Origin of the sequence: Leucobacter fengyongliangi (assembly GCF_050971685.1) — a bacterium.
Taxonomy (GTDB): Bacteria; Actinomycetota; Actinomycetes; order Actinomycetales; family Microbacteriaceae; genus Leucobacter.
This window is the reverse complement of sequence record NZ_JBPCEU010000020.1, coordinates 1-24,758: the sequence shown is the minus strand read 5'-3', so window position 1 is coordinate 24,758 and position 24,758 is coordinate 1. Positions and strand designations below refer to the sequence as shown.

General features: G+C 59.7%; 21 protein-coding genes and 1 pseudogene. 11 read left to right on the top strand and 11 right to left on the bottom strand.

Annotated elements, in window-relative coordinates; translation table 11 throughout:
- Positions 1 to 120 precede the first annotated feature (120 nt).
- From ACR0R4_RS12600 to ACR0R4_RS12580, 5 genes are all read left to right on the top strand, one after another.
- A complete protein-coding gene (locus tag ACR0R4_RS12600; protein ID WP_433646242.1) occupies positions 121 to 1,383 on the top strand; it encodes a site-specific integrase in 1,263 nt (420 codons plus the stop codon).
- The gene (locus tag ACR0R4_RS12595; RefSeq protein WP_433646243.1) at positions 1,380 to 2,339 is read left to right on the top strand and encodes a tyrosine-type recombinase/integrase; all 960 of its coding nucleotides are present in this window, start codon (positions 1,380 to 1,382) and stop codon (positions 2,337 to 2,339) included. The genes ACR0R4_RS12600 and ACR0R4_RS12595 overlap by 4 nt, the downstream gene beginning before the upstream one ends.
- The gene (locus ACR0R4_RS12590) at positions 2,336 to 3,346 is read left to right on the top strand and encodes a tyrosine-type recombinase/integrase (RefSeq protein ID WP_433646244.1); all 1,011 of its coding nucleotides are present in this window, start codon (positions 2,336 to 2,338) and stop codon (positions 3,344 to 3,346) included. The genes ACR0R4_RS12595 and ACR0R4_RS12590 overlap by 4 nt, the downstream gene beginning before the upstream one ends.
- 155 nt (positions 3,347 to 3,501) lie before the next feature.
- Positions 3,502 to 4,455: a Mu transposase domain-containing protein gene (locus tag ACR0R4_RS12585; RefSeq protein ID WP_433647775.1), complete on the top strand. Its 954-nt coding sequence runs from the start codon at positions 3,502 to 3,504 to the stop codon at positions 4,453 to 4,455.
- Positions 4,448 to 5,224: an ATP-binding protein gene (locus ACR0R4_RS12580; protein ID WP_433647774.1), complete on the top strand. Its 777-nt coding sequence runs from the start codon at positions 4,448 to 4,450 to the stop codon at positions 5,222 to 5,224. The genes ACR0R4_RS12585 and ACR0R4_RS12580 overlap by 8 nt, the downstream gene beginning before the upstream one ends.
- Positions 5,225 to 5,311: 87 nt before the next feature.
- Here the strand turns inward: ACR0R4_RS12580 and purN are convergent.
- The 4 genes and pseudogenes from purN to lhgD all read right to left on the bottom strand — a co-directional run.
- A pseudogene (gene purN / locus ACR0R4_RS12575) lies at positions 5,312 to 5,818 on the bottom strand (phosphoribosylglycinamide formyltransferase); the annotation flags it as partial.
- Positions 5,819 to 5,892: 74 nt separating this feature from the next.
- A complete protein-coding gene (locus tag ACR0R4_RS12570) occupies positions 5,893 to 7,338 on the bottom strand; it encodes an aldehyde dehydrogenase family protein (protein ID WP_433647773.1) in 1,446 nt (481 codons plus the stop codon).
- A 31-nt stretch (positions 7,339 to 7,369) separates the two neighbouring features.
- The gene (locus ACR0R4_RS12565) at positions 7,370 to 8,566 is read right to left on the bottom strand and encodes an iron-containing alcohol dehydrogenase (RefSeq protein WP_433647772.1); all 1,197 of its coding nucleotides are present in this window, start codon (positions 8,564 to 8,566) and stop codon (positions 7,370 to 7,372) included.
- Between the two features lie 45 nt (positions 8,567 to 8,611).
- On the bottom strand, positions 8,612 to 9,823 hold the full coding sequence (gene lhgD / locus ACR0R4_RS12560) for an L-2-hydroxyglutarate dehydrogenase (protein WP_433647771.1): 1,212 nt from the start codon (positions 9,821 to 9,823) through the stop codon (positions 8,612 to 8,614).
- A gap of 89 nt (positions 9,824 to 9,912) precedes the next feature.
- On the opposite strand from lhgD, the gene ACR0R4_RS12555 reads away from it, so the two are divergent.
- Positions 9,913 to 10,623 carry a GntR family transcriptional regulator gene (locus ACR0R4_RS12555; RefSeq protein WP_433647770.1) on the top strand — a complete coding sequence of 237 codons (711 nt, stop codon included), beginning with the start codon at positions 9,913 to 9,915 and terminating at the stop codon, positions 10,621 to 10,623.
- Between the two features lie 98 nt (positions 10,624 to 10,721).
- Here the strand turns inward: ACR0R4_RS12555 and ACR0R4_RS12550 are convergent, their stop codons facing one another.
- Positions 10,722 to 11,558, bottom strand: coding sequence for an aldo/keto reductase (locus tag ACR0R4_RS12550; protein WP_433647769.1), 837 nt, complete (start codon positions 11,556 to 11,558; stop codon positions 10,722 to 10,724).
- 92 nt (positions 11,559 to 11,650) lie between these two features.
- On the bottom strand, positions 11,651 to 12,139 hold the full coding sequence (locus tag ACR0R4_RS12545) for a VOC family protein (RefSeq protein ID WP_433647768.1): 489 nt from the start codon (positions 12,137 to 12,139) through the stop codon (positions 11,651 to 11,653).
- A gap of 142 nt (positions 12,140 to 12,281) precedes the next feature.
- Here ACR0R4_RS12545 and ACR0R4_RS12540 point away from each other — a divergent pair, with 142 nt between their 5' ends.
- A complete protein-coding gene (locus ACR0R4_RS12540; protein ID WP_433647767.1) occupies positions 12,282 to 12,728 on the top strand; it encodes a hypothetical protein in 447 nt (148 codons plus the stop codon).
- On the opposite strand, the gene ACR0R4_RS12535 is transcribed toward ACR0R4_RS12540, so the two are convergent.
- The 3 genes from ACR0R4_RS12535 to ACR0R4_RS12525 form a co-directional block, all read right to left on the bottom strand.
- Positions 12,703 to 14,163: an amidase gene (locus ACR0R4_RS12535; RefSeq protein ID WP_433647766.1), complete on the bottom strand. Its 1,461-nt coding sequence runs from the start codon at positions 14,161 to 14,163 to the stop codon at positions 12,703 to 12,705. The genes ACR0R4_RS12540 and ACR0R4_RS12535 overlap by 26 nt on opposite strands.
- 107 nt (positions 14,164 to 14,270) lie before the next feature.
- On the bottom strand, positions 14,271 to 15,635 hold the full coding sequence (locus tag ACR0R4_RS12530) for an MFS transporter (protein ID WP_433647765.1): 1,365 nt from the start codon (positions 15,633 to 15,635) through the stop codon (positions 14,271 to 14,273).
- A gap of 135 nt (positions 15,636 to 15,770) precedes the next feature.
- Complete coding sequence (locus ACR0R4_RS12525; protein ID WP_433647764.1) at positions 15,771 to 17,690, bottom strand: flavin-containing monooxygenase; 1,920 nt, start codon at positions 17,688 to 17,690, stop codon at positions 15,771 to 15,773.
- Positions 17,691 to 17,890: 200 nt separating this feature from the next.
- On the opposite strand from ACR0R4_RS12525, the gene ACR0R4_RS12520 reads away from it, so the two are divergent.
- The 4 genes from ACR0R4_RS12520 to ACR0R4_RS12505 all read left to right on the top strand — a co-directional run bounded on the left by ACR0R4_RS12520 (position 17,891) and on the right by ACR0R4_RS12505 (position 22,884).
- The gene (locus ACR0R4_RS12520; RefSeq protein WP_433647763.1) at positions 17,891 to 19,198 is read left to right on the top strand and encodes an IclR family transcriptional regulator; all 1,308 of its coding nucleotides are present in this window, start codon (positions 17,891 to 17,893) and stop codon (positions 19,196 to 19,198) included.
- Positions 19,199 to 19,326: 128 nt separating this feature from the next.
- Positions 19,327 to 20,937, top strand: a complete 1,611-nt coding sequence (locus tag ACR0R4_RS12515) for a thiamine pyrophosphate-binding protein (RefSeq protein ID WP_433647762.1) — start codon at positions 19,327 to 19,329, stop codon at positions 20,935 to 20,937.
- 26 nt (positions 20,938 to 20,963) lie between these two features.
- Positions 20,964 to 22,031: an alpha/beta hydrolase gene (locus ACR0R4_RS12510; protein WP_433647761.1), complete on the top strand. Its 1,068-nt coding sequence runs from the start codon at positions 20,964 to 20,966 to the stop codon at positions 22,029 to 22,031.
- A gap of 88 nt (positions 22,032 to 22,119) precedes the next feature.
- The gene (locus ACR0R4_RS12505; RefSeq protein ID WP_433647760.1) at positions 22,120 to 22,884 is read left to right on the top strand and encodes a glucose 1-dehydrogenase; all 765 of its coding nucleotides are present in this window, start codon (positions 22,120 to 22,122) and stop codon (positions 22,882 to 22,884) included.
- A 6-nt stretch (positions 22,885 to 22,890) separates the two neighbouring features.
- Here ACR0R4_RS12505 and ACR0R4_RS12500 read toward each other — a convergent pair whose 3' ends face one another.
- Together ACR0R4_RS12500 and ACR0R4_RS12495 are read right to left on the bottom strand one after the other, a co-directional pair.
- Complete coding sequence (locus ACR0R4_RS12500; protein ID WP_433647759.1) at positions 22,891 to 23,325, bottom strand: ABC transporter ATP-binding protein; 435 nt, start codon at positions 23,323 to 23,325, stop codon at positions 22,891 to 22,893.
- Between the two features lie 72 nt (positions 23,326 to 23,397).
- Positions 23,398 to 24,645 (bottom strand): IS256 family transposase, encoded by a 1,248-nt coding sequence (locus tag ACR0R4_RS12495; RefSeq protein WP_433645844.1) that lies wholly within the window; start codon positions 24,643 to 24,645, stop codon positions 23,398 to 23,400.
- Between the last annotated feature and the right edge of the window lie 113 nt (positions 24,646 to 24,758).

Below are 24,758 nucleotides of genomic sequence, written 5' to 3'. Positions count from 1 at the left end.
CGTGGGGTGGTGTGGTGGTTTCTGGGGGTGCGCGCCCGAGGACACCAATTCGGGGGAACATAATGCGGATGGTCGGGCGAGGGTGTTTCCTTTCACTCAATCGAGTGAAAGGAAATTGTTATGTTCGAGGAGTATTTCGTCAAGCCAGCTACGACCGATCGGTTTCGGGGGTCTTGGATCGGTGCTGAGATCGAATCGTATCTGGAATGGCTGGTCAGGGAGGGCTATGCCGATAAGACGATCTGGCGGCGGGTGCCGATCGGGTACGCGTTCGGGGAGTTCGCTTGGGTCCAAGGCGCGAGGACCGTTGCCGATCTACCCGAGCACGTTGAGGCGTTCGTAGCAGACAGAGTTGCATCTCATTTAGCGCGGTTCGGGTCGGACAGATCAATGGTCAAGGAAGTCCGTGGTCCGGTCGAGCAGATGCTGTCGGTTGTGCTGCCTGGTTTCGAGGGTTCGGGCCGGAGGCATCAACGGGTGCCGTTCGTTGACGTGCTGCCCGGGTTCTTCGACTACCTCAGTAGTGAGCGGGGCCTCCGAGCGTCGTCACTGTTTCAGTACCGGCATCACTTGTCCCGATTCGAGGCGCACCTGTCCCGGATCGGGGTTACCAGCCTGGGTGAGTTGTCGCCGACGCTGCTGAGCGCGTACATGGTGGAGCGCTCGGCTACTGGTTTGTCAAAGAGCACAGTTCGCAGCACTGCGGGAGTGCTACGGGTGTTCCTGCGATACGCGCACCGCGAGGGTGTCATCGGTACTGATTTGAGTGGGACGGTCGGGTGGCCCCAGTTCTACCGGCTTTCCAATATTCCCCGCTCGGTCTCGTGGGAAGGGGTGAACCGCACCCTTGCTGCGGTTGACCGGCGCAGCCCTGTCGGTCGGCGAGATTACGCAATTTTGCTGTTGCTAGCCACTTACGGGCTGCGCGGCCGGGAGATCGTCGCGCTGACCTTGGATGACTTTGACTGGAAGCGGGAGCGGTTGGCTATCCCCGAGCGCAAGGCTGGCCATTCCACCGCGTTCCCGCTGTCTCCCATCGTCGGTGACGCGGTCGTTGACTACCTGCAACATGGCCGCCCGGATACCAGTGACCGGCACGTATTCTTCCGGGCTGCCGCGCCACAACGGCCGATCAGTTCGGCGGCGGTGTCTGCGCTTGCGAGCCGCTACCTGCGTGCAGCAGGGGTGAGTGTGCCGCGCCCTGGGTCGCATACCTTTCGCCACTCGGCGGTGCAACGGCTGGTGGATGCGGACATGGATCTGAAGACGATCGGGGACTTCATCGGGCACCGCTCCGCCCGCTCCACCGAGGTCTACGCGAAAGTCGCCATCGAGGCGTTGCGTGAGGTTGCTCTTGGTGACGGTGAGGAGGTGCTGTCATGAATGATGATGCTGCCGTCACGGCTGTGGTCTCTGATTTCCTCGCATACAAACGTGCCCTCGGCCGCAAATATGAGACCGAGGAAGCGGCTCTCCGTCTGCTGGTCAGATTCGCTGATGAGCACGGTGTCACAGATCTAGACGGCTTGACCGGGCCGTTGCTGGAAGAGTTTCTCGGATCTCGCCCCCGACACCGGGCTCGGAGCTTCAACCACCTTGTGCTCGTCGTGACCGGCTTCCTCAACTGGGCAGTGGCACAGGGCCGGCTACCTGCCTGTCCACTACAACGAATCCGGCGACCAGAGACCGCTGAACGACTGCCGTTCATCTTCGAGACCAGCCAGGTCCGATTGATCCTGGCCGCCGCTGGCGCATTGGATGACAACCCGCGGGCCCGAAACCGCGCGATGATCCACCGCACGGTCTTCGCGTTATGTTACGGGCTGGGGCTGCGCGCCGGTGAGGCCTGCAACCTACAAGTTGGTGATGTTGATACCGACCGTCAACTCATCACCGTTCGAGGCGGGAAGTTCGGCAAAAGCCGCCTGGTTCCCCACGGCCCCCGCATCGGCGAGCTGTTGACCAGTCGCCTGAACCACTGTTCAACTGTCCCTACCGATCCGCTGTTCAGCTTCGATGGACGGCGCAGCATTCACCCCTGCACATCCAGCAGCGTCTTCCACCAGATCATCACCGAACTGGATTTCACCGTCCCTGACGGAGTCTCAGCTCCGCGGTTGCATTCGCTGCGTCACTCGTTCGCGGTCGGATGCCTGCTGCGCTGGTACCGGGAGGGCATCGATCCCAGCGACCGATTATTCCGGCTGTCCACGTTCATGGGACATGTCAGCCCGGAATCAACCGCCGTCTACCTGCGCATGACCCCGGAACTACTCACCGAGGGCGCCGACCGGTTCGAAACGTATGCGCAATCGGTTTGGATGGAGGCAACCCCATGAACGCCAACCAGCCGATTGGGCCACTGATCCAGTCGTTCTTCATCGACCATCTCGTCACTGTCAAAGGGTTACGGCCCACCTCGGTGAGTAGCTATCGGGACACCGTTCGGCTGCTCCTCGGGTTCGTCGCTAAAGACAATAACAGCCGAATCACCAGGCTCACCGTTGGTGACATGACCTTCGAACGAGTCGTGAGATTCCTCCGGTACCTGGAAGACGAGCGCGGCAACCACGTCCGCACCCGGAATCAGCGCCTGGCCGCAGTTCACACCCTGTTCGACTACATTGCTACCCGAGAACCAGAGATGCTCGGCGAATGCCAACGAGTCACCGCGATCCCAATGAAACGGTCGGCTCCCGCCGAAACCCGCTACCTTGAACGCGACGAAACCGAGACCCTCCTCCGAGGCCTGCCCCGCCACGGCACGCTCGCCCTGCGAGACCGGACCTTGATCTTGTTCCTCTACAACACCGGAGCCCGCGCGCAAGAGGCCGCGGACGTTCGCGTCGGCGACCTCGGCCTTGACACGCCAGCACGGGTTCGCCTTCACGGCAAGGGTGACAAATGGCGCACCTGCCCACTCTGGCAGCAAACGTCACGGCTACTCACACAACTCCTCGAGGTTGAGGGCCGCCTTCGGGCACCTGACGCGCATGTGTTCGTGTCTACGACCGGAACCTCACTCACCCGCTCGGGAATCTACAAGATCGTTCGCCGGCATGCGGGCCACCTTGACGACCCACGCACCGGGCGCAGGGTCAGCCCGCACATCTTTCGCCACACCGCCGCTGTTCACCTCCTCGAAGCGGGCGTCGAAGTTAACGTGATCCGCGGCTGGCTCGGACATGCTGATTTATCCACCACGAACCGATACGCCGAGATCAACACGAACACGAAACTCCAAGCCCTCCGCCATACCGAGCCTTCAACTATTTCGGAGGGACCCCGCCCGCGCGCAGTCTGGCGCGACGACACGGCACTGCTCGACTGGCTCAGATCGCTGTGATGGTTATGTTCCCCCGAATTGGTGTCCTCGGGCGCGCACCCCCAGAAACCACCACACCACCCCACGCCCTGGGCGCATAACCGAACGGGGCACAGAAGCCTGATAACGCGTCGACCGCGTCGAACCAGATCAGCAGAACCGAACGCGCGAGAGACGTGAATGCTGCCTATGCCGAGTTCCTCGAGCATTACCAAACCGCGGCTGTCCCTACCCGCTCCGCTGAGCCACGCGACAAGGGCGGTGTTGAGGCGGGTGTGAAGGTCGTCACGAACTGGGTCATCCACTTCCTTGCCGATCGCCAGTTCGCCTCGCTCGATGACTTGAACGATGCTGTCGCTGAACGAGTGGAATGGGTGAACGCACGCACCCCGTTCAGAGGCGAGCAGCGCAGCCGAAGGGAATGGTTCATCGAGTCTGAGCAGGCGGACCTTGCCGCGTTGCCCAAGCAGCGGTGGGCGCCGGTGGTGTGGCGGAAAGCGAAGGTTCATCGTGACTGGCACATCCAGATCGACACGATCAAGTACTCCGTCCCGTACGAGTTCGCCGGGCTCAGTGTCGACGCGCGCATCACCGGCGAACGTGTGGATATCCTCGCTCAAGGCGAGATCATCGCGACGCATCACCTCGGCCAGAAACGTGGCGAGTATGTCACCATCCCTGAGCATGCGCCCGCGTATCTTGCGGAGACCACGGGGCTGTGGACGAGGGCGTACTTTCTGCGGCAGGGCACGAAAGTCGGGCCGGGATGCGTGGCCGTGCTGGAACGAGTGCTGAATCAGAAATCAATCGAGGCGCAGGGGTTCCGCTCCTGTATGAATATCCTCGATCTGGGGAAGCGTAGCGGTAGGCAGCTCCTCGAGCAGGCCTGCAGACAGCTCACCGAGCAGGACCCTCACCGACAGGTCAGCTACACGAGCGTGAAGCACACGATCGCTGCGCTCAAGGCCGAGCAGAACGGGCGGCCGGGCACCCTCACCTCACCGCCGCGCAGGGCTGGCAGCATGACGGCCGGCCCGGTCGTTCACCGAGACACCAGTAGAGCGCATTTGTCGGGGCCAGAGGCTTTCTCGCTTAAGGCTCTCACCGGTAAGGGGGCGAATGATGCTTGACGTGCATCTCACGATCGACGACATGCCGCTGTTCACGAAGCTGCGCATGACCGCGTTCGGGCAAGCCGTCATCGATATCGCGAACGATCCCGCGTTCGATGAGTGGTCGTTCTCGCAGAAAATCAGACACGCTCTCGATCAAGAAGCCCAGGCCCGGGGTGAACGACGACTCTTGAAGCTACTCACAGCGTCGCGCACCCCGAACCCAGCCGCATGTATCGAGGACATTCACTACCTCGATGGTCGCTCGTTGAACCGAGAAGTCGTCACCCGGCTCGCGGCCTGCCGATGGGTCGACCACGCCACGAACCTGGTCATTCTTGGATCATCAAGCGTGGGGAAATCGTACCTCGCGCAAGCACTCGTGAACGCGGCCTGCCGCCGCGATTACAGCGCGAAGTACTACCGGCTGGACGATCTCGCGAACCAGCTCGCGGTGTACCAGCATGCAGACCCGGCCCGGCTCCGGTTCCTCGAAGCGTTGCACTCGTGCGATCTGCTCGTGCTTGATGATTTCCTCACGACGCCGATCTCGGGCGAGACCGCGGCAGAGCTCCTGAACATCCTCGCCGCGCGCGAGGGCAGGGGCGCGACCGCGATCACGAGCCAGTTCGATCCCGAGGACTGGTACAAGTCATTGCATGATGCGGTGATCGCTGAATCGATCCTGAACCGGCTCGTGTCAGGCGCGGAGATCGTGCAACTCGCTGGCCCGAACATGCGCCGGCACACCGCCGAGATGTCCAGCCAGGAGAGCAGCGGGAACTGATGCTGAGAGCGCGGGCGCGGGGTGCTTTCGGGTGCCCGCACCCGCGCTTTCCGATCGTTACATCCGCGCTTTCAGATACACCGACTAAACACCCTCGTCGATGATGTGCACAGTGACACCCGTTTTGGTGGCGCCTGCTGCGAGCGCGTCACGCACGGCGTGCGAACCAGGAAACAGTGGCAGCAGCGCGGGGTGGGTGTTGATGAGCCTCGGCGAGAATTCGCGCACGAAGTTCGCTGGCAACACCCGCATCAGGCCCGCGCTCACCACAAGGTAGTCGTTGTTGGCGTTCTTGGTCTCGACAAGCTCGACCTGCGAACTGTCGGTCATTCAGCTTGTCGAAATGTCCGACAGTTTGAGGTGCCCCCTGATCTCGGCGGCGAGCGCATCGCCCCACGCGGCACGATCCGCGTAGTCGCGCGGGCGCACCACAAAGCTCGGCACTCCAGCAGCACGTGCGTGATCGAGCCCTGCGGCATCAGTGTCGCTGCCGACAGCAACGATGTGTGCCGGGTACCCGGGTTCGGCGGCGGCATCAAGCAACGCTTTGAGGTTGCTGCCCCCGCCTGAGATCAAGACCACGACACTCAGCACCAGAACAGTTTACCGGTAGAAACCACAACCACCCGACGCTGAAAATGCGGCAGCGTCGGGTAGTTGAATGCGGTTTAGCGGGTGCGAATCGCGGCGGTCTTCACGCGAGTGTAGAACGTGAGCGCATCGTGGCCCTGCTCTTTATAGCCAGAGCCGCTGTCTTTGAACCCGCCAAATGGATGGTGAATGTCCCAGCCGCTGGTGGGCTGGTTCACCGACACCTGGCCGGTGTCGACTGCGTGAATGAACTCGAATGCGTTGCCGAGGTTGTTGGTGAACAACGAGCTCGACAGCCCATAGCTCGAATCGTTGACAAGATCGATCGCCTCTTCAAGGGTGTCGAACTCGACCATGCCGATCACAGGGCCGAAGACCTCTTCAGCCCAAATATCGTGATCGGTGGTGATCTGCAGCAGAGTTGGCTCCACGAAATAGCCACCGGTAGCTGCGGCGCCGACGAGCTCACTCTTCGCGATGACCTCTGCACCCTGCGAGAGTGCACGCGAGACGTGCTCGCGAATGCCTGCCTGCGATCCCTCGTCTACCACTGGGCCCATGTCGACACCTTCTTCAAGCCCGGGGCCGACCTTGAGCGCCGAAACTGCGGCGATCATCGCTTCACGCACACGCGGCGCGATCTCACGCTGCACGAGCAGGCGACTGGTTGCGGTGCAGCGCTGGCCGGTCTGTGCAAATGCTGCAGAGATGATGGTGGGAATCGCAAGCTCGAGGTCGGCATCGTTGAGCACGACCGAGGCGTTCTTGCCGCCCATTTCAGTCTGCACGCGAACACCGCGCGACGACATGCGTTGTTGCAACTCTTTGCCAACCTTGGTCGATCCGGTGAATGAGACCGCCTTCAGCGCGTCGAAGTCGAACAGCGCGTCGCCGATTTCAGAAACACGGCCGGTCACCGTGCCGAGCACGCCTGCGGGTAAGCCAGCCTCGTTCAGAATCTCAGCCAGCGCCAGCGCCACGAGTGGGGTGACCGTTGCAGGCTTCATGATCACTGCGTTGCCAGAAATGAGGGCGGGGCCGAGTTTGCGTGCAGGGGTGAGCAAAGGATCATTCCACGGCGTGATCAACAACACCACACCCAGAGGTTCAACGAAGCGCGAGGCGAAGGTGTTCGGCCGAGCGTCGGGCAGGTACTGCCCCGAGTCATCGCGACCCATAGATCCGTAATATTCGAAGAACTCGGCGGTCTTAGTGACCTCACCGGTAGCCTCGGCTTTCGTCTTGCCCATTTCGGCGACAATCAGTTCGATGAGCTCTTGTTTTCGTTCACGAATCAGCGTTGCCGCGTTCAGCAACACAGTGCCTCGGGCGAGGCGACCTGTGCGCCGCCACACCTTGGCACCCGCCTCTGCTGCAGCAAACACTGCGTTGAGGTCAGCCTTGCCCATCGAAGGCACGGTGCCCACGAGTTCTTCTGGGCGGGCCGGGTTCGTTACGTCGATCGTCGCACCACTTGCGGCTGCGACAAGCTCGCCACCGACTAGGTTCTTCAGTTCTTTCATCATCTCTTCTTTCTGTGAGCTGTGAGTTGTCTTAGGCTGTGACCGCGAACGCACGCTCGATGTCGCCGGTGTTCATTGCCTCAAGCAGGGCAGCAATCTTTGCCTCGTCGAAGGGCTCGGGGTTGGTGGGGCGCGGGTATGAGCCGACGCACATCGAGGCAATCTCTGGAATATCGGCTTCTGCGATCCTCGCCTCTGGCAACGTGGCTGGCAAGCCCAGGCGCGTCACCATCGCCGCAACCTCATCGGCGGCAACTCGCAGGCTGTCGCTCTTGCCGGCAGTGATCGCGCGGGCAATGCGCTCGCCCAGCTTCGCGTCGAGGTTCTGGTTAAAGGCGATGCAATAGGGCAGAGCGAGCGCGCACGACATGCCGTGCGGCATCGGCTGTGCATGGGCCAGCGAATAGGCAAGTGAGTGGCCGAACACGACACCGGCGTTCAGAGCCTGGCCAGCGATGTGCGATGCCCACATCACCTTCGCGAGTGCCTCTTTGTCGCCATTCGCCGCTGCTTCGAGGTTCTCAATGAGCAGCTCGATTGCGCGCAGCGAGTGGGTGGCCGAGAGCATCGAAGCGGTGGTTGCCATCATGGCCTCGACGGCGTGCGCGAGCGCGTCCATGCCGGTCGCAGCGATCACCGATTTTGGTAGTGAGGCGACAAGCTTCGGGTCGATGATCGCGACGGGGGGAATATAGAGATCACACACAGAGGATCGCTTCGACCCTGCGATGGTGACCATGGCGACGCGGGTGGTCTCAGACCCGGTGCCGCAGGTGGTCGGGATCAGCACCATCGGGGCGACACCATTGTCTGGCTTCGCTTCACCCAACCAGTCTGCACAGGTGCCGTCGTTCTTGAGCATCAGTGCGATGAGTTTTGAAGAATCGAGCACCGACCCTCCACCGACGCCGACCACCGCGTCGACGCCGGCGGCACGAGCCTCGGCGATGATCGGGTCAAGCACTTCGGCCGAGGGTTCTGCCCCGAAGCCGCCACGCTGCTCGACTCGAAAACCCGACTCGCGAAGTGAAGTCGCAATTGGCTCAACGAGCCCGGCTGCGCTAACCGCATCATCAACGCCAAGCAGCACTGCGCCGCCTGCGACTAAGCCGAGCCGATCGGTCAGCACGGTGCCAACAGTGCTTGCAGCCTCGTTGCCGCCAATCACGGCTGAGGGGGCGAGAAACACCGACGAAGCTGTCGGCGATGGGTTCCAGAGGGTGTTCATGGTCTTAGCTTTCTCTTGTGTGGTGTGTATGTTCAGTTGTGAGCGTCAGGCGATGCCGTGCTCACGAAACGCTTCTTCGACGAGATATTCGGCGATGGAAAGTGACGAGGTTGCCCCGGGTGAGGGCGCGTTGCGCACGAACACCGCTGATCCTTTGTGCTGAATCACAAAATCATCGACCATCGAACCGTCTTTGCTCATAGCTTGCGCCCGAATGCCGCGGGTAGCACGGTGGCCCTTCGCCCCCTTCAGCAACGGCACATAGCGCGCGGCCTCTTCAACAAACTTCTTGGTCGAAAGCACTCCGCCAATCTCACGTGTTGCGGTCGCCATGTTCTTCGACGCGAACCTCCAAAACCCAGCGTTTGCTGCGATGGTGAGCGAGTCAACCACGTTGATGCCGAGCCCGTGATAACCCTCTCGAGAGAACGAGAGAAACGCGTTCGGCCCGATCATCAGGCCGCCGTCGATGCGACGGGTGACGTGCACTCCGAGAAATGGATATTTCGGGTCTGGCACTGGGTAGATCAGCCCGTTCACCACATCATTGAACTCACTGTCGAGAATGAAATATTGCCCGAAGAACGGAATAATCGCCGGGTCTGCGTCTTCGCCCGATCGCTTCGCGAGCCGGTCTGACTGCAGCCCCGCGCACACGATGACGAGGTCGAACTCAGCCGAGTCATGTGTGGTGTGCACGATGGCGGTTTTGCTCCTGTTCTCGAGCCGCACCACTTCGGTTTCTAACCGCACTTTGCCGCCGGCCTTTCGAAACTCTTGGGCCAGCGCCTCAGTGACGCCTCGGTAATCGATAATCGCGGTGTGCGGTGAATGGAGGGCTGCGAGGCCGACCGCGTTCGGCTCAACCTCTGCGAGGCCGTCGCGGTCGAGCATCTTCACGTCGGGCACACCGTTCGCCTTGGCCTTTTCGAAGATTGCCTGCAACCGCTCGAGTTCGACATCGTCGGTGGCCACCACTACCTTGCCGCAGGCGTCATAGGGAACCGCGTGCTGTTCAGAGAACTCCTGCAGCAGGTCGACGCCCGTGCGACACAAACGCGCCTTCAGGCTGCCCGGCTCGTAATAGAGCCCCGCGTGCACGACACCGGAGTTGTGGCCGGTTTGGTGGGCTGCAACGTGATTCTCTTTCTCAAAGAGCGTCACCTCAGCACCATCTGAGCGGTTTACCAGCTCGCGTGCGACCGCGGCACCGATCACACCGGCCCCGACTACAGCAAAACGTGGGCGAGAGTTCATATGCTTGCTCCTTGAGAAACGATACGCTGATGTTTTGAGAATTGACTGGCATGATTGACGACATCACGTGTGAAATGAGGATCGCAGCCATGAAACCTGTTCGACTGGGTCCGACGCTGACGCAGCAGGTGACCGAACGCATGCGGTTGTCGATTATTTCTGGCGAGCTGGCGGCCGGCACACTGCATTCTGCATCGAGCATCGGTGATCTCTACGGTGTCTCGCGCACCCCTGTTCGCGAGGCCGCGAATGAGCTGGCGCGTCTGGGCCTTGTCGAAATCGAACCGAATCGCGGCATTCGCATTTTGCAGACCTCGATCGATTCGTTGCTCGATGGTTTCGAATTGCGTTTGATGGTCGAGGTGCCGATGGCGAGAAAGGCTGCGGTTCAGGCCCGCTCGAGTGGCGTTGCCGAGCTCACACACGCGTATGAGGCGTTGCAGCGTGCCGCAAAAAGCAACAGCGCAAAGCGCACGCTGCAGGCCGACCGAGACTTTCACACCGTGATTCTCGAGCTGGCTGGTAACAGCAGAGCTGTTGAGGTGTTGAAAGAACAGCGCAATATGGTGTTGCAGACCGGTGTGGGCACCGTGCCGACCTCGCGCAGTTGCATGGAGTGTTTTGAAGATCACGTTGGCATCTACGAGAGCATTCTTGCGGGTGATGCCGACGGTGCGGCGCGTGAGATGCGCGCGCATATTCTGAACACTGCCACCCTGTTGATTCGCCAAGAGACCGCAAAGCGACCCGAGTTTGGCTCGATCGATGTTGAGGCGGCCCTCGGCGCGGTAGCCAGCTAGTGCCCACCCACGAACGCACACTGAGCCCAGTGCAACAGGCTCAGAGCTAGCGATCATTTCTCCATTTTCGCATGGTTGCATGCTACATGCAACAAACTCTAACCCACATAGGTGTAAGGGTCCACTGTGCCGAGGCTGCGCTGCTCATCGAGGGCATTAATCGCGGCCATCTCTTCATCTGTAAGCTCGAAATCGAAGATCGCGGCGTTCTCTGACATGCGTTCGGCTCGCGATGTCTTCGGAAACACGATGATGCCCTGTTGCATATGCCAGCGCAGCACAATCTGCGCCGGGGTTTTGCCGTGCGACGCCGCAGCTGCCAGCACCGTGTCATTGTCGAGCGCACCCGCCCGATTCTGACCAAGCGGAGCCCACGCCTGCATCGCAATGCCATGTTCGGCGCAGAACTCCCGCAGCGCACGTCGCTGGTGGCGCGGGTGTATTTCAACCTGGTTGACAATGGGAACCACGTCGGTTTCACGAAGCAACTCTTCGAGGTGCTCGATCTCGAAGTTCGCGACCCCAATCGAGTCACTCATTCCCCGCTCGGCGATGTCGATCAGCCCTCGCCACGCACCCAACGCGGTGCCAAGCAGCGGCACAGGCCAATGAATGAGATAGAGGTCAACGCTATCAAGACCAAGCAGATCAAGACTGCGTTGCATGGCGGGCACGGGATCATGGTGGTCACTGATCCAGAGTTTTGTGGTGACAAAGAGATCTTCACGCGCGATGCCGCTGGCAGCAATCGCTCGCCCCACCTCTCGTTCGTTGTCGTAAAACTGAGCGGTGTCGATGTGCCGGTAGCCTTGCGCCAATGCTTCAGACACCACTCGTTCGGTGTCTTCTGGAGGCAACTTCCACACCCCGAGCCCAAACTGGGGTATCAGGTTGCCGTCTCTGAGCTCAATATTTGGAACATGAAGTTCGTTCACTGCATCCTCGCATGTACTTGTTGCCTCTAGTGACTATAGAAATTGGTCTCAGTTATTAAACCGACACATCGACGCCGCTTCAAAAACGATGTCTAGATAACCGCGCTCTCGAGAATTCCGGGCGGCAGACCCACACGGTCTTCACGCCAGCTGGGGCCGCCGGGGCCATGCTTCGAGTGCTTGTCATGCGGCTCGATCATCCACAGCATGTTGCCTGCCGGGTCATAGAACGAGCGGTAGCGGTAATGTGTGCCATCAGGAAAATCCCAGCGGCAAATGCCCTCGTCAGCCCACTCGACCTTGCCGTCATATTCAGCAACTGCTGCCTCGAGGTCAAGTGTGGCAAGTGCCACGTGGCCGTCGCGGCCGCGCTCTTTCTGTACCCCCTTAGCCCTCGGGCGAACCCAGAGCGAAACATGGGTCAGGTCGAACGCCGCGTAGTCGTAACCCTCTTCATAAGGGATCAGAAACGGCAGCCCCAGGTTCTCTGAATAGAACTTGACGCACGCGTCGAATTCAGCCTTGTCTTCGCAATACACGTTGAATCCTTCAACGCCATAAAACTGGTTCGTGCTCGTCATCGGTTATTCTCCTCTTCTTTCATAAACAATTCATATGATTTACACAGGTATTTCTAAGCTGATACTAAGGTAAAATGACACTTAGATGGCCGTCACAGACGTCATCGTCGACCTATTCTTCTAGATCAAGGGGGCTGCAAAGATGGCTAAGACTCCGCTCGAAATCATGAATGTCTATTACGACAAGCTGATCAACAAGCAACCCGATGCCCGAGACTTCGTCTTTGGCGTCTGGGCCGATCACTGCATCCTGACGTTTCCTGGCAACCACCCCTTCTCGGGCACGTTCCATGCCAAGAGCTGGCAGCCCGACGTCTATAAGGCAGCCCTCAAAGCCAAGGGTGTTGTCGACGCGAAGGTCAAGTGCTTCGAGCTCGCGGCCGACGACAAGTTCGCGGTTTCGCACTACCTCGAGGTCTTTGAGTTTCCGGGTGGTGAAAAACTCGAAGCCGATCGCTTCTGCATCTATGGCTTCGAAAACGAACGTGTCGTCTCGATGCGCGTCATCGACCTCAACCCTGACGCAGTGAACGAGTTCTTCAACAAACACTTCGCGTCCTCACCTAGCGATCGGTGCCTGCATAGATAGGCGGGTGTTCGTGTTGCCAGCGAAGCTCTACTTCAAGGCTGCTCGCGAGGCGAATCAAGCCAGCCTCATCGAACGGGCCACCCATCAGGTGAGCGCCAAGCGGCAAACCATCGCGATCATAGCCAGCGGGAATGCTGATTGCAGGCAGACCGGTCACATTCGCGGGCACCATGAAGGCCATCATCTGCGCCTCGCGCTCGTTTGAGCCGTCAAGAATGGCGTTTGCCTGATCGAGCATCACACCGGCTTCTGGCACTCGGGTGGCAAGCGTCGGTGTCAGCAATAGGTCGAAATCGCTGCCCCAATGTGCGATAATGCGGCGAGACTCCAGTTGCATGTCCCTCACTGCGCGCACGTAGGCATCTGCGCCCCGAGCTGCAGCTCGCGCCATGCGGTGAGCCACATAGGGTTCAACCAGATCAGGGTGCGCCCAGTCCATCGTGTGCAGTGCGGTCTCAATGACCGTGAACAGATAGATCTCGCTGATCTTGCGCCCAATAATCTCGGGCTCGACCGGCACGATCACATGCCCTTGCGCTTCAAGCAACCTTGCGATTCGCTCTGTCGCCTCGACGCACTCAGGGTCAACAGGCGCACCGTTCGGCGCCGCGGTCATCAGCCCGATTCTGAGGCTGCCGACTTCAGCGTTCACCTCTTCGGCGAACGGGCGCGCCGGTTTCGGGGCGCGGTACCAGCCGAGAGGATCCTCGACAGACATGACGTCAAGCAGTCGCGCAGCATCTTCGACTGTGCGGGTCACCGCACCGCCGGTGGTGCAATTCTCCCAGCTTGGAAGAGCCGCGGGAACACGGGCTCTGCTCGGTTTGAGACCCACAAGCCCGGTGCACGAGGCTGGCATGCGAATGGATCCACCACCATCTGAGGCGTGGGCAACAGGCGCAATGCCCGCGGCGACGAGTGCAGCCGCTCCCCCACTCGAACCGCCAGGTGTGCGATCAATATTCCACGGATTGCGGGTAACACCGTATCGCTGGTTCTCGGTGACCTGAATCATGCCGGCCTCGGGTGAGTTGCTGCGCCCACCGAGCAAAAAACCAGCGTCAAGAAAGCGTTGCACGATCAGATCGTTCGTGCCTTTGATGGCGTCACTCATGCCACGTGATCCGCCTGAAGTATTTGGTTGACCAACTGCGTTCGAGAGATCTTTGATCGGAATCGGAACGCCGTGAAAAGGCCCGACTGCCTCATTTGCACGGAGTTGTTGGTCGGCTGCCTCTGCGGCAGCAAGCAAGGCCTCATCATCACGCCAGATCAGCGCGTTCAGCGGCTCATTTGCATAGTCGATACGTTCAATATAGGTCTGAGCCGCCTCAACAGAACTTAGTTCACCGCTTCTGATCGCGCGTGCCAACGTCGTCGCAGACGCAAACAGTTCGGTGTCGACCGTGCTTGAGGGAGTTGCCGAGTTCTGCATGTGTAGCCGGTGCTTTCTAACGAATCGTGACGCTGTGATGAAGTGGCTGAAAGTGTAAGTGGGTGCGTTGGTGTCAATGATTCAACATCAACGCACCCACATTCGGCTTACGCCTCTTTGTCGAGCTGCTGGTATTCAGCGAGCGCGGGGCTGCCGGGCTTGGTCTCCTTCAACATGAAGACCACGATCAGCAGGGTCACCACGGCAAGCGAGATGAGGAACCAGCCCGGTGAGAGGGGGTTGCCGGTGCTGCCAACCAGCGACTGAGAGATCAGCGGCACAGTGCCACCAAACAGACCACTACCAACTGCAGTGCCGATGGTTGCAGAGGTCGAGCGAACGTCAGCCGGGAACAGCTCTGTTGCGAGAGCAGCGAGCGGAGCCGAAAGCATCGGCACGCAGGCGACGAACAGCAGTTGGCCAATGAGCACGGCCGCGAGAGACCCGTTGCCCACGATCATAAGAATCGGTATCGAAATAACAGCCAATGTCACCGAAGCGATGATCAGCATAGTTCTGCGGCCGATCTTGTCTGCAGCGAAGCCCCACAGCAACGTGAAGAAGGTACCAACGATCACAGCAATCGTGTTGGTCATGAGCGCGGTGTTCGCGTCTACGCCAATCACGGTCTGCAGGTAGTTCAGCATGTAGCTCACCCCGAAGAAGACGAACGCAGCGTGCACGCCGGCGACCATGATCAAGATGAAGATCTGCTTCTTCGACGTTCTCCATGCCTTTGCGAAGCGGTTCTCTTTCTTGCCGGTGCTCTGGTCTTCAGCACGCTTGTCGAGACCAGCAGCCTGCATAGCCTTGTAGTCAGGGGTCTCGTCGATGCCCAAGCGAACCCAGAGACCGACCAGCGCGAGCGGCAGTGCAACGAGGAACGGAATGCGCCAGCCCCATTCCATCATGGCGTCGCCGCCAAGTGCGAGGCGCAGAATCCAGACCATGCCGATGGCCAAACCGGTGCCAAGCCAGGCGCCAGCCGGGGTCCAGCTAGCGGTGCGACCACGGCGCTCTGGGTCAGAGTGCTCACCCAAGAACACTGCCGAGGTGCCCCATTCGCCGCCAATCGAAAGGCCCTGAATACAACGAATGACGACCAGCAGCACAGTCGCTGCCACGCCAATGCTCTGGTAGTTCGGCAGCATGCCGATCAGAGCGGTCGCGATGCCCATCAGCGTCACTGAGAACGCAAGCGAGACGCGTCGACCATAGCGGTCACCGATCCAACCGAAGATGATGCCACCGATCGGGCGGAACACGAAGGCGATTGCGAAGATCGCAAACGTTGAGAGCAACGCCGTGGTTGGGTTTGACTGGTCGAAGAAGTTTGCCGCGATGATCACTGCAAGTGACGCATATGCGGTGTTCTCAAACCATTCGATGCCGTTGCCGAGTGCACCGGCGAATACGGCCTTGCGACTTCTTCTTCTCTGTTCTTCAGAGAGTGCTGTTGCTTCAGCTGTCATTTTTCATTCTCCATTGAGTGATGGGCTGGCACGGTGCCGGACACGTGTAACAGGGTTACGTTGTTGGTGGATATTTTGTTGTGGATATAAGTGATGTGTTTGGCTGCAACCTGGTTGGCGACAGCCATCGTTTCTTTAGTTGAATCTCCAGTCGTGCTCGGCCAGTTGCCTTGTCGGCTTCCAGTAGTCAAGCAACGAGAGCGGCCAAATCGCAGTGACGCGCCCGCCCGCTTTGTACCAGGAGTCAACTTTTTCTGAGCCCCAGGCCATCTGCCGGTTTGCTGCGTCGGTTTCTTGTTTGAACCGCTCAGCCGCCTCATGGGTGATGCCTGCCTCAGCATGGTTTTCACGGATCATGCGCTCGATGACTGACATGATCTGGTAGACGCCACACTCGAGCAAGAACACGAGGCTGCCATTGACCACGAGGTTGGTGTTCGGGCCATAGAGCATCGCGAAGTTCGGAAAATCATCGACGTGCACACCGAGATATGCAGCGGGCTCGCCGTTCCAGTGATCGTGTAGCGTCTGCCCGCTCTTGCCGGTGATGACCATGGGCTCGAGAAACTCTGAAGCCTTGAATCCCGTGGCGAACACCACTACATCGACCTCGTGCCGGCTGCCATCGCTCGCGATGATCGTGTTGCCCTCGAAGCTTTCAACCGCGTGAGGTACGAGTGTGACATTGTCTTGCATGAGTGCCTTCGACCAGCTGCCGTCATCACGCAACATGCGCTTGCCACCTGGCGGGTAGTTTGGAATCACGTGCTCGAGCATCTCGGGTGCATCAGCAAACTGACGGGTCAGGTCGGCGACGAGAGCGTCGCGCTGTTCCTTATTCAAAGCCGAGACGGTCAAAGGATCGTTCCACTCAGGGTCGACCTTCGCGAATCGAATGCGCCCTTCGAGTGCCACCCAGAACGCCACGAAGCGGTTCCAGCGGCCAAGCAATGGCAGGCTGTGCAGCAATTTGCTGAAACCGTCTGGTAACGGCTGAGAATACACGGGTGTTGGCAAGATCCACGGGGCAGTGCGCTGAAAAAGCACCAACTCCCCGACCTGGCCGGCAATCGAAGGCACCACCTGGTAGGCACTCGCGCCGGTGCCGATCACGGCCACACGCTTGCCGGTAATGTCTGCGTCAGCGGGCCATTCGGCGGTGTGCCAGTATTCACCGGTGAAGGTGTCAAGCCCAGGAAAGTCGGGAATCTTCGGGCGGCTCAGCTGCCCAACCGCACTCACGACATACTGAAACTTCTCTGTGTGTTCACCCGAAGCGTCGCGGTAGGTGACGTTCCACAGACCATCGCTGTAGTCAGCCGACAGCACCTCGGTATGAAAGCGAATATGCTGCTCAACGTTCCACAGCTTCGCCTGGTCGCTGAAGTATTCCAATATCTCTGGCTGCGTCGAATAGAAGTTGCGCCAGTTCTTTTGTGAGTATGAATAGCTGTAGGTGAAGTTGCTTGAGTCAAGCCTGCAACCCGGGTAGGTGTTGACGCACCACACACCGCCAACGTCACTACTGCGTTCGAACACTGTGAAAGGGATCCCCGCCTGCATCAAACGGGTAGCCATCAGCACACCTGAGACACCCGCGCCGATGATGGCAACTTTGAACTTGCGGTCAGGAGCCACATCGGCGAGTTTCCACTGGGGCAGATCGATGTCTTCACCCCACGCCAATTCGCGGCGCAAAATATCGAGATATGCGGGGTCGGCGTTATCACCAGCGATGAACGCCAGTGCCACCTCGAGGTAGCGCTGAGAAAACACTTTCGGAGTCGCGTCGCTGTCACGCAGCTTGATCAGGCTGTCGATGACAATCTGGCGAATCTCGCCAAGGGTTGCCGCATCAAGGCCGTAGTCGATGCCCGTGTCTGCGGCACTCGCGATCATCTTCGGGCGAAACTCTTCACGTAGCAGTGACGTGTCATCGAGCAACCCTGCAACCGTAAGCAGCAGTGATATGAGGTCAGTCTGAGCCACCTGATCCGTGATCTCTTGGTCACTCAAACCAGAAAGCAAGGGTTCATGAACACTGACTTCATTCATGTGGTTCTCCACTCCTCATCGAGCACGTCTCAATAGGTAGAGGCATTCAGCAACCTCTCAGCCATCGCAAGACTAGCCCGAGTTGCAATAGTGAGACAAATAAATCTCACTATTTGGGAAAAAGTGGGTAAACTGTGTGAGTTGCATCGTTTTTTGAGAAAAATCCAGAAGTTATATATCGCTTATCTACGGAGCATGACATGGCAAAAGAAGAAGCCGTCTCTGGCACACTGCAAAAGGCCTCGGTGATCTTGGGGCTGCTTGCCCGGCACGACAAGCTCTCTGTCGCCGAAATCGCCGCGCATACCGGCCAGCCCAGATCGTCGGTCTACCGATTGGTGAACAGCCTCTGTGAAGTCGGGTTTGTTGAAGCTGGCCAAGACAGAGGCCAATATCGCCTCGGTCAGAGCCTGTTTGAGTTTGCTGGTGCGGCTGGCCGTCGCTATGACATTCGCCGCGAAGGCGCCCCTGTCTTGCGCAGACTCATTGAGCAGGTTGGTGTCTCAGTCTTTCTCTCGATTCGAGACGGGTACAACATGCTCTGTGTCGATCACATTCTTGGCGAAGGCAACGAGAACCTCACCCTACGCGCCGGCAGCAGAATGCCCCTGCACCTCGGCGCCGCAGCCAAGCTGTTGCTCGCATATGCGGGGCCAGAGTTTTGGGAGCAATATGTTGCTCATGTTGATCTTGGCGACGCGGGCACCCCCGAGGGCATGAAGGGTCACCTTGCTAGCCGGCACGCCCCACACTTGCACGAGCTCGAACGTGAACTCGAGACCATTCGCCAAAACACGCTCTCGGTGAGCGACAACGATGTGGTGTTGGGCGTTGCCGCCCTGGGGGCTCCTGTTCGAGATAGCACCGGCGTGGTGGTGGCCGCGATCTCTCTCGGCGGCACTGCTTACTGGGTCACTGGTGAGCGCAACTATGCCAATAACGTTGCCGCTCTGCAGCATGCAGCCTACGAGCTCAGCGTCATTCTCGGCTATGACGGTGGCCCGAACATGTCAAGCGCCAGCGTGCCGAGAGTTGCCGAAATGGGCCCCATCGTCGAGTTCGGCCTGGTGGTGCCGAACCTCGAATCTGCGCTGGTGAAACACTCGGTTGCTGCCCCTCGCAACAAAGATTCCATCATCGAACTCGGGCCTGCCCAGATGCAGAGTTGTCTGTATCGCGGTCGGGAGGTCAGCGCCATGATCAGATACTCCCCCGCACCGTTTCCGCGATTCCTTACCCTCATTTCACCGGTGTCTGGCCCGAGCGTGCACCGCGACTGGCTCGAACGACACGGAGAAGGCATTCACCAGGTCACCGTAGTGGTCTCTTCGCTAGATCTTGCACTTGAACCGGTGCTGCAACGCGGCACCGGCGCGCTAGAAATCACACGGGGGGTGACGGTTGGCCCGTATGACGAGTGGGCGACACTCGACACCGCTGCCGAACTCGGGTATTTGCTGCGGCTCGCCCATCTCAGAGCAGAGACGCCACCGGCAGCAAACGAGTAGTTTTCTGAACAATTTCTGAGGTTGATGTCTGCATACAGTTGCTGCTCAACATAGACTCGTGACGATCACGTAGAGTTGCATGCAAGTAGACTGTAACTATCGCACCACTCTCATCTCAAGGAGTTCACATGAAAGCCGCCGACGCCGTTGCACAACTGCTGTCTGACTATGGCGTAACACAAGCTTTCGGCCTAATGGGCGATGCGAACATGGATTATTTGTCGGTGTTTATCGAGCAAAACCCCGGCAGTTATTTGCCTGCAATCGATGAACGCAGCGCCGTGGCAATGGCATCAGGGTACTCACGAACCACCGGCAAGATCGGGGTCGTCTCGGTGACGCATGGCCCCGGGGCCGCGAACACCGTTGGGCCACTCATTGAAGCCGTTCGCGCAAACGATGCCGTGTTGCTGCTCACCGGTGACACACCATCGAACCAGCCTTCGCATGCCCAAGATATTGATTTAGCGGGGTTGTTTTCGGCGACTGGGGCCGCGTTTCACAGGGTGCGTTCTAGCTCCCAGCTGGTTGCCGATATCACTCGAGCACTGCACTTCGTTGATTCAATGAACACCCCGATGGTGCTCAATATTCCGGTTGATTTCTTGACCGATGATGTCGACTACGGGGGCTACCAACGCAGCGAGCTCGAGCACTCTCGTCTGCAGCCCACACCCGACGCACTCGACAACGCACTTGGTGCACTCGTGCAAAGCAGTCGCCCACTGGTGCTTGCCGGCCGTGGCGCCGTGCGCTCAGACGCAAGAGACTCGCTGATTGCTCTAGCTGACAAGATTGGGGCTCCACTCGCGACCAGTGTTGGTGGCAAAGACCTGTTTTTTGGCCACCCCTACGACCTTGGCGTGATGGGCGGGCTCAGTCATCCGTGGGCCGCAGAAGTGATTGCTCAGGCTGACTGCATCATCTCATTCGGGGCGAGTCTCAACGATTTCACGACAATGACCGGCGGCTTTCTGAGTGACAAAACACTCATTCAGTGTGACACCTCGGCAAGCAGTTTCGATCGCTGGTGCACCCCAGATTTTTCGGTGCTCGGCGACGCAACAAGCACCGCGACAGCCATGGTCGAAATGCTCGAAGAAGCCGAATATAAGGCCGAGAACCCGTTTCGAGAGCGAGTGCTCGATGAATGCGATATTCGCGAGCGCAGCAACAACGTGGTCGATGCAAGCGGGGCTGAGCCTCTGAGCCCACAGCTAGCGGCTCATCTCATCGACCGGCACCTTCCGACTGACCGTGTGATCGTCATGGACACTGGTCGCTTTGCAATTTCGGTGTGGAAGCACGTGCACGCTGAGCAGCCGACCGACTTCGTGCACACCCTCACTTGGGCCGCCATCGGTCTCGGCCTCTCGACCGCGATCGGCGTATCGGTTGCCAACAAGCACCGCCTTACTGCCGCCCTCGTCGGTGATGGTGGCGGCATGATGGGCCTGATTGAGCTAGCCACTGCAGTGAAGGCAAAGCTGCCCCTCGCGGTGTTTGTGTTCAACGACTCGGCATATGGGGCTGAGTACATGAAACTTGAAGAGAAGGGCATCGATGTGCGGCACTCGTTCATAGACCTGCCTGATTTCGTGGCGGTGGCCCAGGGGCTTGGCGCTTCGGCGGTACAGGTTAACGATCGCGCAGAACTCGAACGCGCGCTCGAGGGCGTCAGCACCATCGAGAGCCCGACCGTGTTCAACATCATTCTCGACCCAGCAGCCGAATTCTAAGCAGTTCATACGAAAGGATCCTTTTCATGCCAACACAGCTCGAAACCGGTCACGTCTACAACTTCGCATACCGAGGCGATCGTGCATATGCAGACGATGAATACTTGCCCGCGTTTCCTCAGCCCACCCTGGCACCAGCGCCATTCACCGTGCGTGATCACCCGCAAGACGATGATGCCTACTACATTCGTGTGGTGAAAGGCAGCGATGACGCTGAAGCGCCGGTGTTGCTCTGGGTGCACGGTGGCAGCATTCTCTCTGGCAGCGCGGCGTTTGCGATCTATGACCCTGCAGTCTTCGCGAAGGCACTCGGGTGCACCATCATCAGCGTGAACTATCGCCTAGGTCTTGCTTCTCGCCCCCGCACCGCAGACGGTGGGTTGGCCTTTGACCGCGATTGCTTCGCGGTTGAAGACGTGCTTGCGGCCTTCGAGCGCGGCAAGCAGTTCTTACGCGACTCAGGTGAAACATTCGATCGGGTGTTTCTCGGCGGCCACTCTGTCGGGGCAACGATGATCTTTGGCATCGCCGAGCGATTCGCTCACGAGGTGAACGGCGTGATTGCTGCCACCCCCATTCTGGAGCCGCTCTATGCAGCCGACCGTAGCGCGCTCGTTGCTCGCCACGACACCGACTCTGCGTCGCTCGCGATGAGCGCCCCTGAACGCGTTGAGTTTCAGCAGACAATGGTCGACGAGTGGGTCGCGGGCGAACACGGGGCAGAGGTGCTCGGCCTGTGGCGCCCGCAATTTGGCGAGACGAGCTACCCGTGGGAGAACGAAAGCTGGCGACTGCCACTACCCTTGTTCGCGACCTGGTCAGAGGGCGAATACGCCGAATATGGTGACGTGTTGAAGGCGCGAGCCGCCGATCAGGCTTCGAAGCCCGGCGACATCATGCGCCCGATCGAGATTGACGATCGCTTCGGCTTGAACGCCAGGCAGATGCATCTCGCAGCAATTCCGATCTTCTTCGGTAACGAAGACGACTGGCAAGGCTCGATGCTCGATGAATATGTTGCGAGCGATGACTACCAGCCCGCACACATCGCTCTCACGACTGAGATTCGACAGTGGATGGCGGCTCAGCAATAACTCTGCCGCACTTCACTGGCACGCGCAGCGCCGGGTTGCACGCCAAGTTGTGACCCGGCACCGTGACATTTCTAGTAGCATGCAACCTATGACGATTCTCGATCAGTTCTCACTTCAGGGTCGCCGCGCACTGGTCACAGGTGCGGGCAGAGGCATCGGGGCAGGGCTCGCGACCGGGTTCGCGCAGGCTGGTGCACAGGTCGCACTGGTGGCACGAAACCAAGACCAACTCGACCAGGTCGCCGCAGAAATCGGCCCTGCCACCCACGCACTTCCCTTCGATGTCTCACACACCGCAGGCATCTCACAACTCGTTGATGAGGCTGAGACCGCGTTGGGCGGGGGCATCGACATCGTGCTGCACGCCGCCGGCATTCAGCATCGTGAGCCAGCCGCCGAGTTCGATGCCACCGAGTGGCAACGAGTCATCGACATTAATCTCTCTGCACCCTTCTTTCTGAGTCAAGAGATCGGCCGCAGACAACTCGAACGCGGCTCCCAGGGCAGCCACATTTTCATTGCCTCACTCGGCACCACTCTTGGCCTGCCCCAAATCGTTGCATACACCGCAAGCAAGAGCGGGGTCATGGGCGTCGTGCGCACTCTGAGCCTTGAATGGGCCCGGCATGGCATTCGCGTGAACGGGCTCGGCCCCGGTTATGTGCAGACTGAACTCACCAAGGCAGTGTTCGAAGACCCTGAACGCAAGCAGGCGATGCTCTCTCGCATTCCCATGAATCGCTTCAGCATGCCAGAAGACCTGGCCGGTGCCGCGGTCTTTCTCGCCTCTGATGCTTCGAGCTATCTCACCGGCCAACTGATGATGGTCGACGGCGGTTGGACTGCGGCCTAGCCCCTGTTACACCAAGGATCCGGCACGCATCTTCAGCACCCGGTCTGCGATCGTTTCGGCCTCTTCAGGGTCGTGTGTGACGAGAATCGTGGTAGTGCCCAGCTGACGCAGCAGGGACGCGAGTTCACCAGCGAGCCGCTCGCGCAACTCGTGATCAAGCGCAGAGAGCGGCTCGTCGAGCAGCAGCAGATTGGGTTTTGGTGCCAAGGATCGTGCCAGCGCGACGCGCTGGCGTTCCCCACCCGAGAGTTCGGTCACCGAGCGATTACCATAACCCGCGAGCCCCACAAGATCGAGCAGCTCAGTGGCACGTGATTCGCGCTCTGGCTTCGGCATCTTTTGCGCGCGAAGCCCATAGGCAATATTCTTCGCGACGCTCATATGCGCGAAGAGCTGACCGTCTTGAAACATCATGCCGAAGCCGCGTTGGTGTGGTGGCACGCGGGCAAGGTCAGCCCCGCCGGTCAAGTCCCGTGGAGTGGTGTAACGGTGTCGCTTCAAGAAGTGATCGAGTTACGCGCTTAACGCGAGTGGTAGCCCCGTCATCACCTCCTCGGAAATCTCTGGCACCAGGGTGAGCCGGCAACGGGCGAGAACTTCGAGACCGAGATATCGTCGCCCCTCAGCCCACTCGTCAGACTGCTCTGCAAGCACCGCCCCGACAAGCCGGGTGATCGCGGCCCGGTTCGGGAAGATCCCGACCACGTCAGTACGGCGGCGGATCTCACGGTTCAACCGTTCGTTCGGGTTGTTCGACCAGATCTGCTGCCACACGTCCTTCGGGTACTCAGCGAACGCGAGAATGTCAGCCCGGGCAGCATCGAGGTGTGCGTGCACATCGGGAAGTTTCTCGGCCACGTAATCCAGGAGCCTGTCGAACTGAGCCTCGACGCTCGGGGCATCGGGCTGATCGTAGACGGAATGCAGCATCGCTTTCACTGCCGGCCACATCGATTTCGGGCACACCGTCATCAGGTTCGCCGCGTAATGGGTGCGGCAACGCTGCCATGACGTCCCGGGGAAGTTCGCGCGCATGGCTTCCACGAGGCCCGCGTGCGCGTCAGAGGTGATGAGCTTGACCCCGGTGAGGCCGCGCGCGACGAGGTCCGCGAAGAACATGTTCCATGCCATCGCGGTCTCGCTGGTCGATACCTGCACACCGAGTACCTCGCGATGCCCGTCATGGTTGACGCCGGTCGCGACGAGCACGACGGTACTCACGACGCGACCGCCTTCGCGGACCTTCATGGTGAGAGCGTCACACGCGACGAATGTGAACGGTCCTGCCTCGCCCAACGGGCGGGTGCGGAACTCGTGTACATGCTCGTCCAGCTCGCCCGCCATGCGGGAAACCTGTGATTTCGAGAGTGAGTGAATGCCGAGGGTCTTGACGAGTTTGTCCATGCGGCGTGTAGAGACGCCGGCGAGGTAGGCATCAGCGACGACGGTGATCATCGCTGACTCTGAACGCTTGCGGCGTTCCAGGAGCCACTCGGGGAAATAGGTGCCCTGCCGCAGTTTCGGGACTCGCACATCGATCGTTCCCACTCGGGTATCGAGGTCACGGGCCCGGTAACCGTTGCGAGAGTTGGTGCGCTCGGGTGAGGGCTTGCCGTATTCGGCGCCGCAGATAGCGTCTGCTTCGGCTGAGAGGAGGGTGTTGATCATGGTTTGCAGCAGGGTGCGCATCAGATCGGGCGACGCGTCGCTCAGGGCTTGGGTGAGGACGCTGGCAGGGTCGACAATAGAGGCAGTGGTCATCGGTGCGATGCCCTTTCGAGTGAGAGTTAGAAGGCTTCTCGAAGGTGTCCCCGGTGGCCACGCTGGTCTTTCAGCGGGCCGGGGCGCGTTACACCACTCTACGGGGCACTACT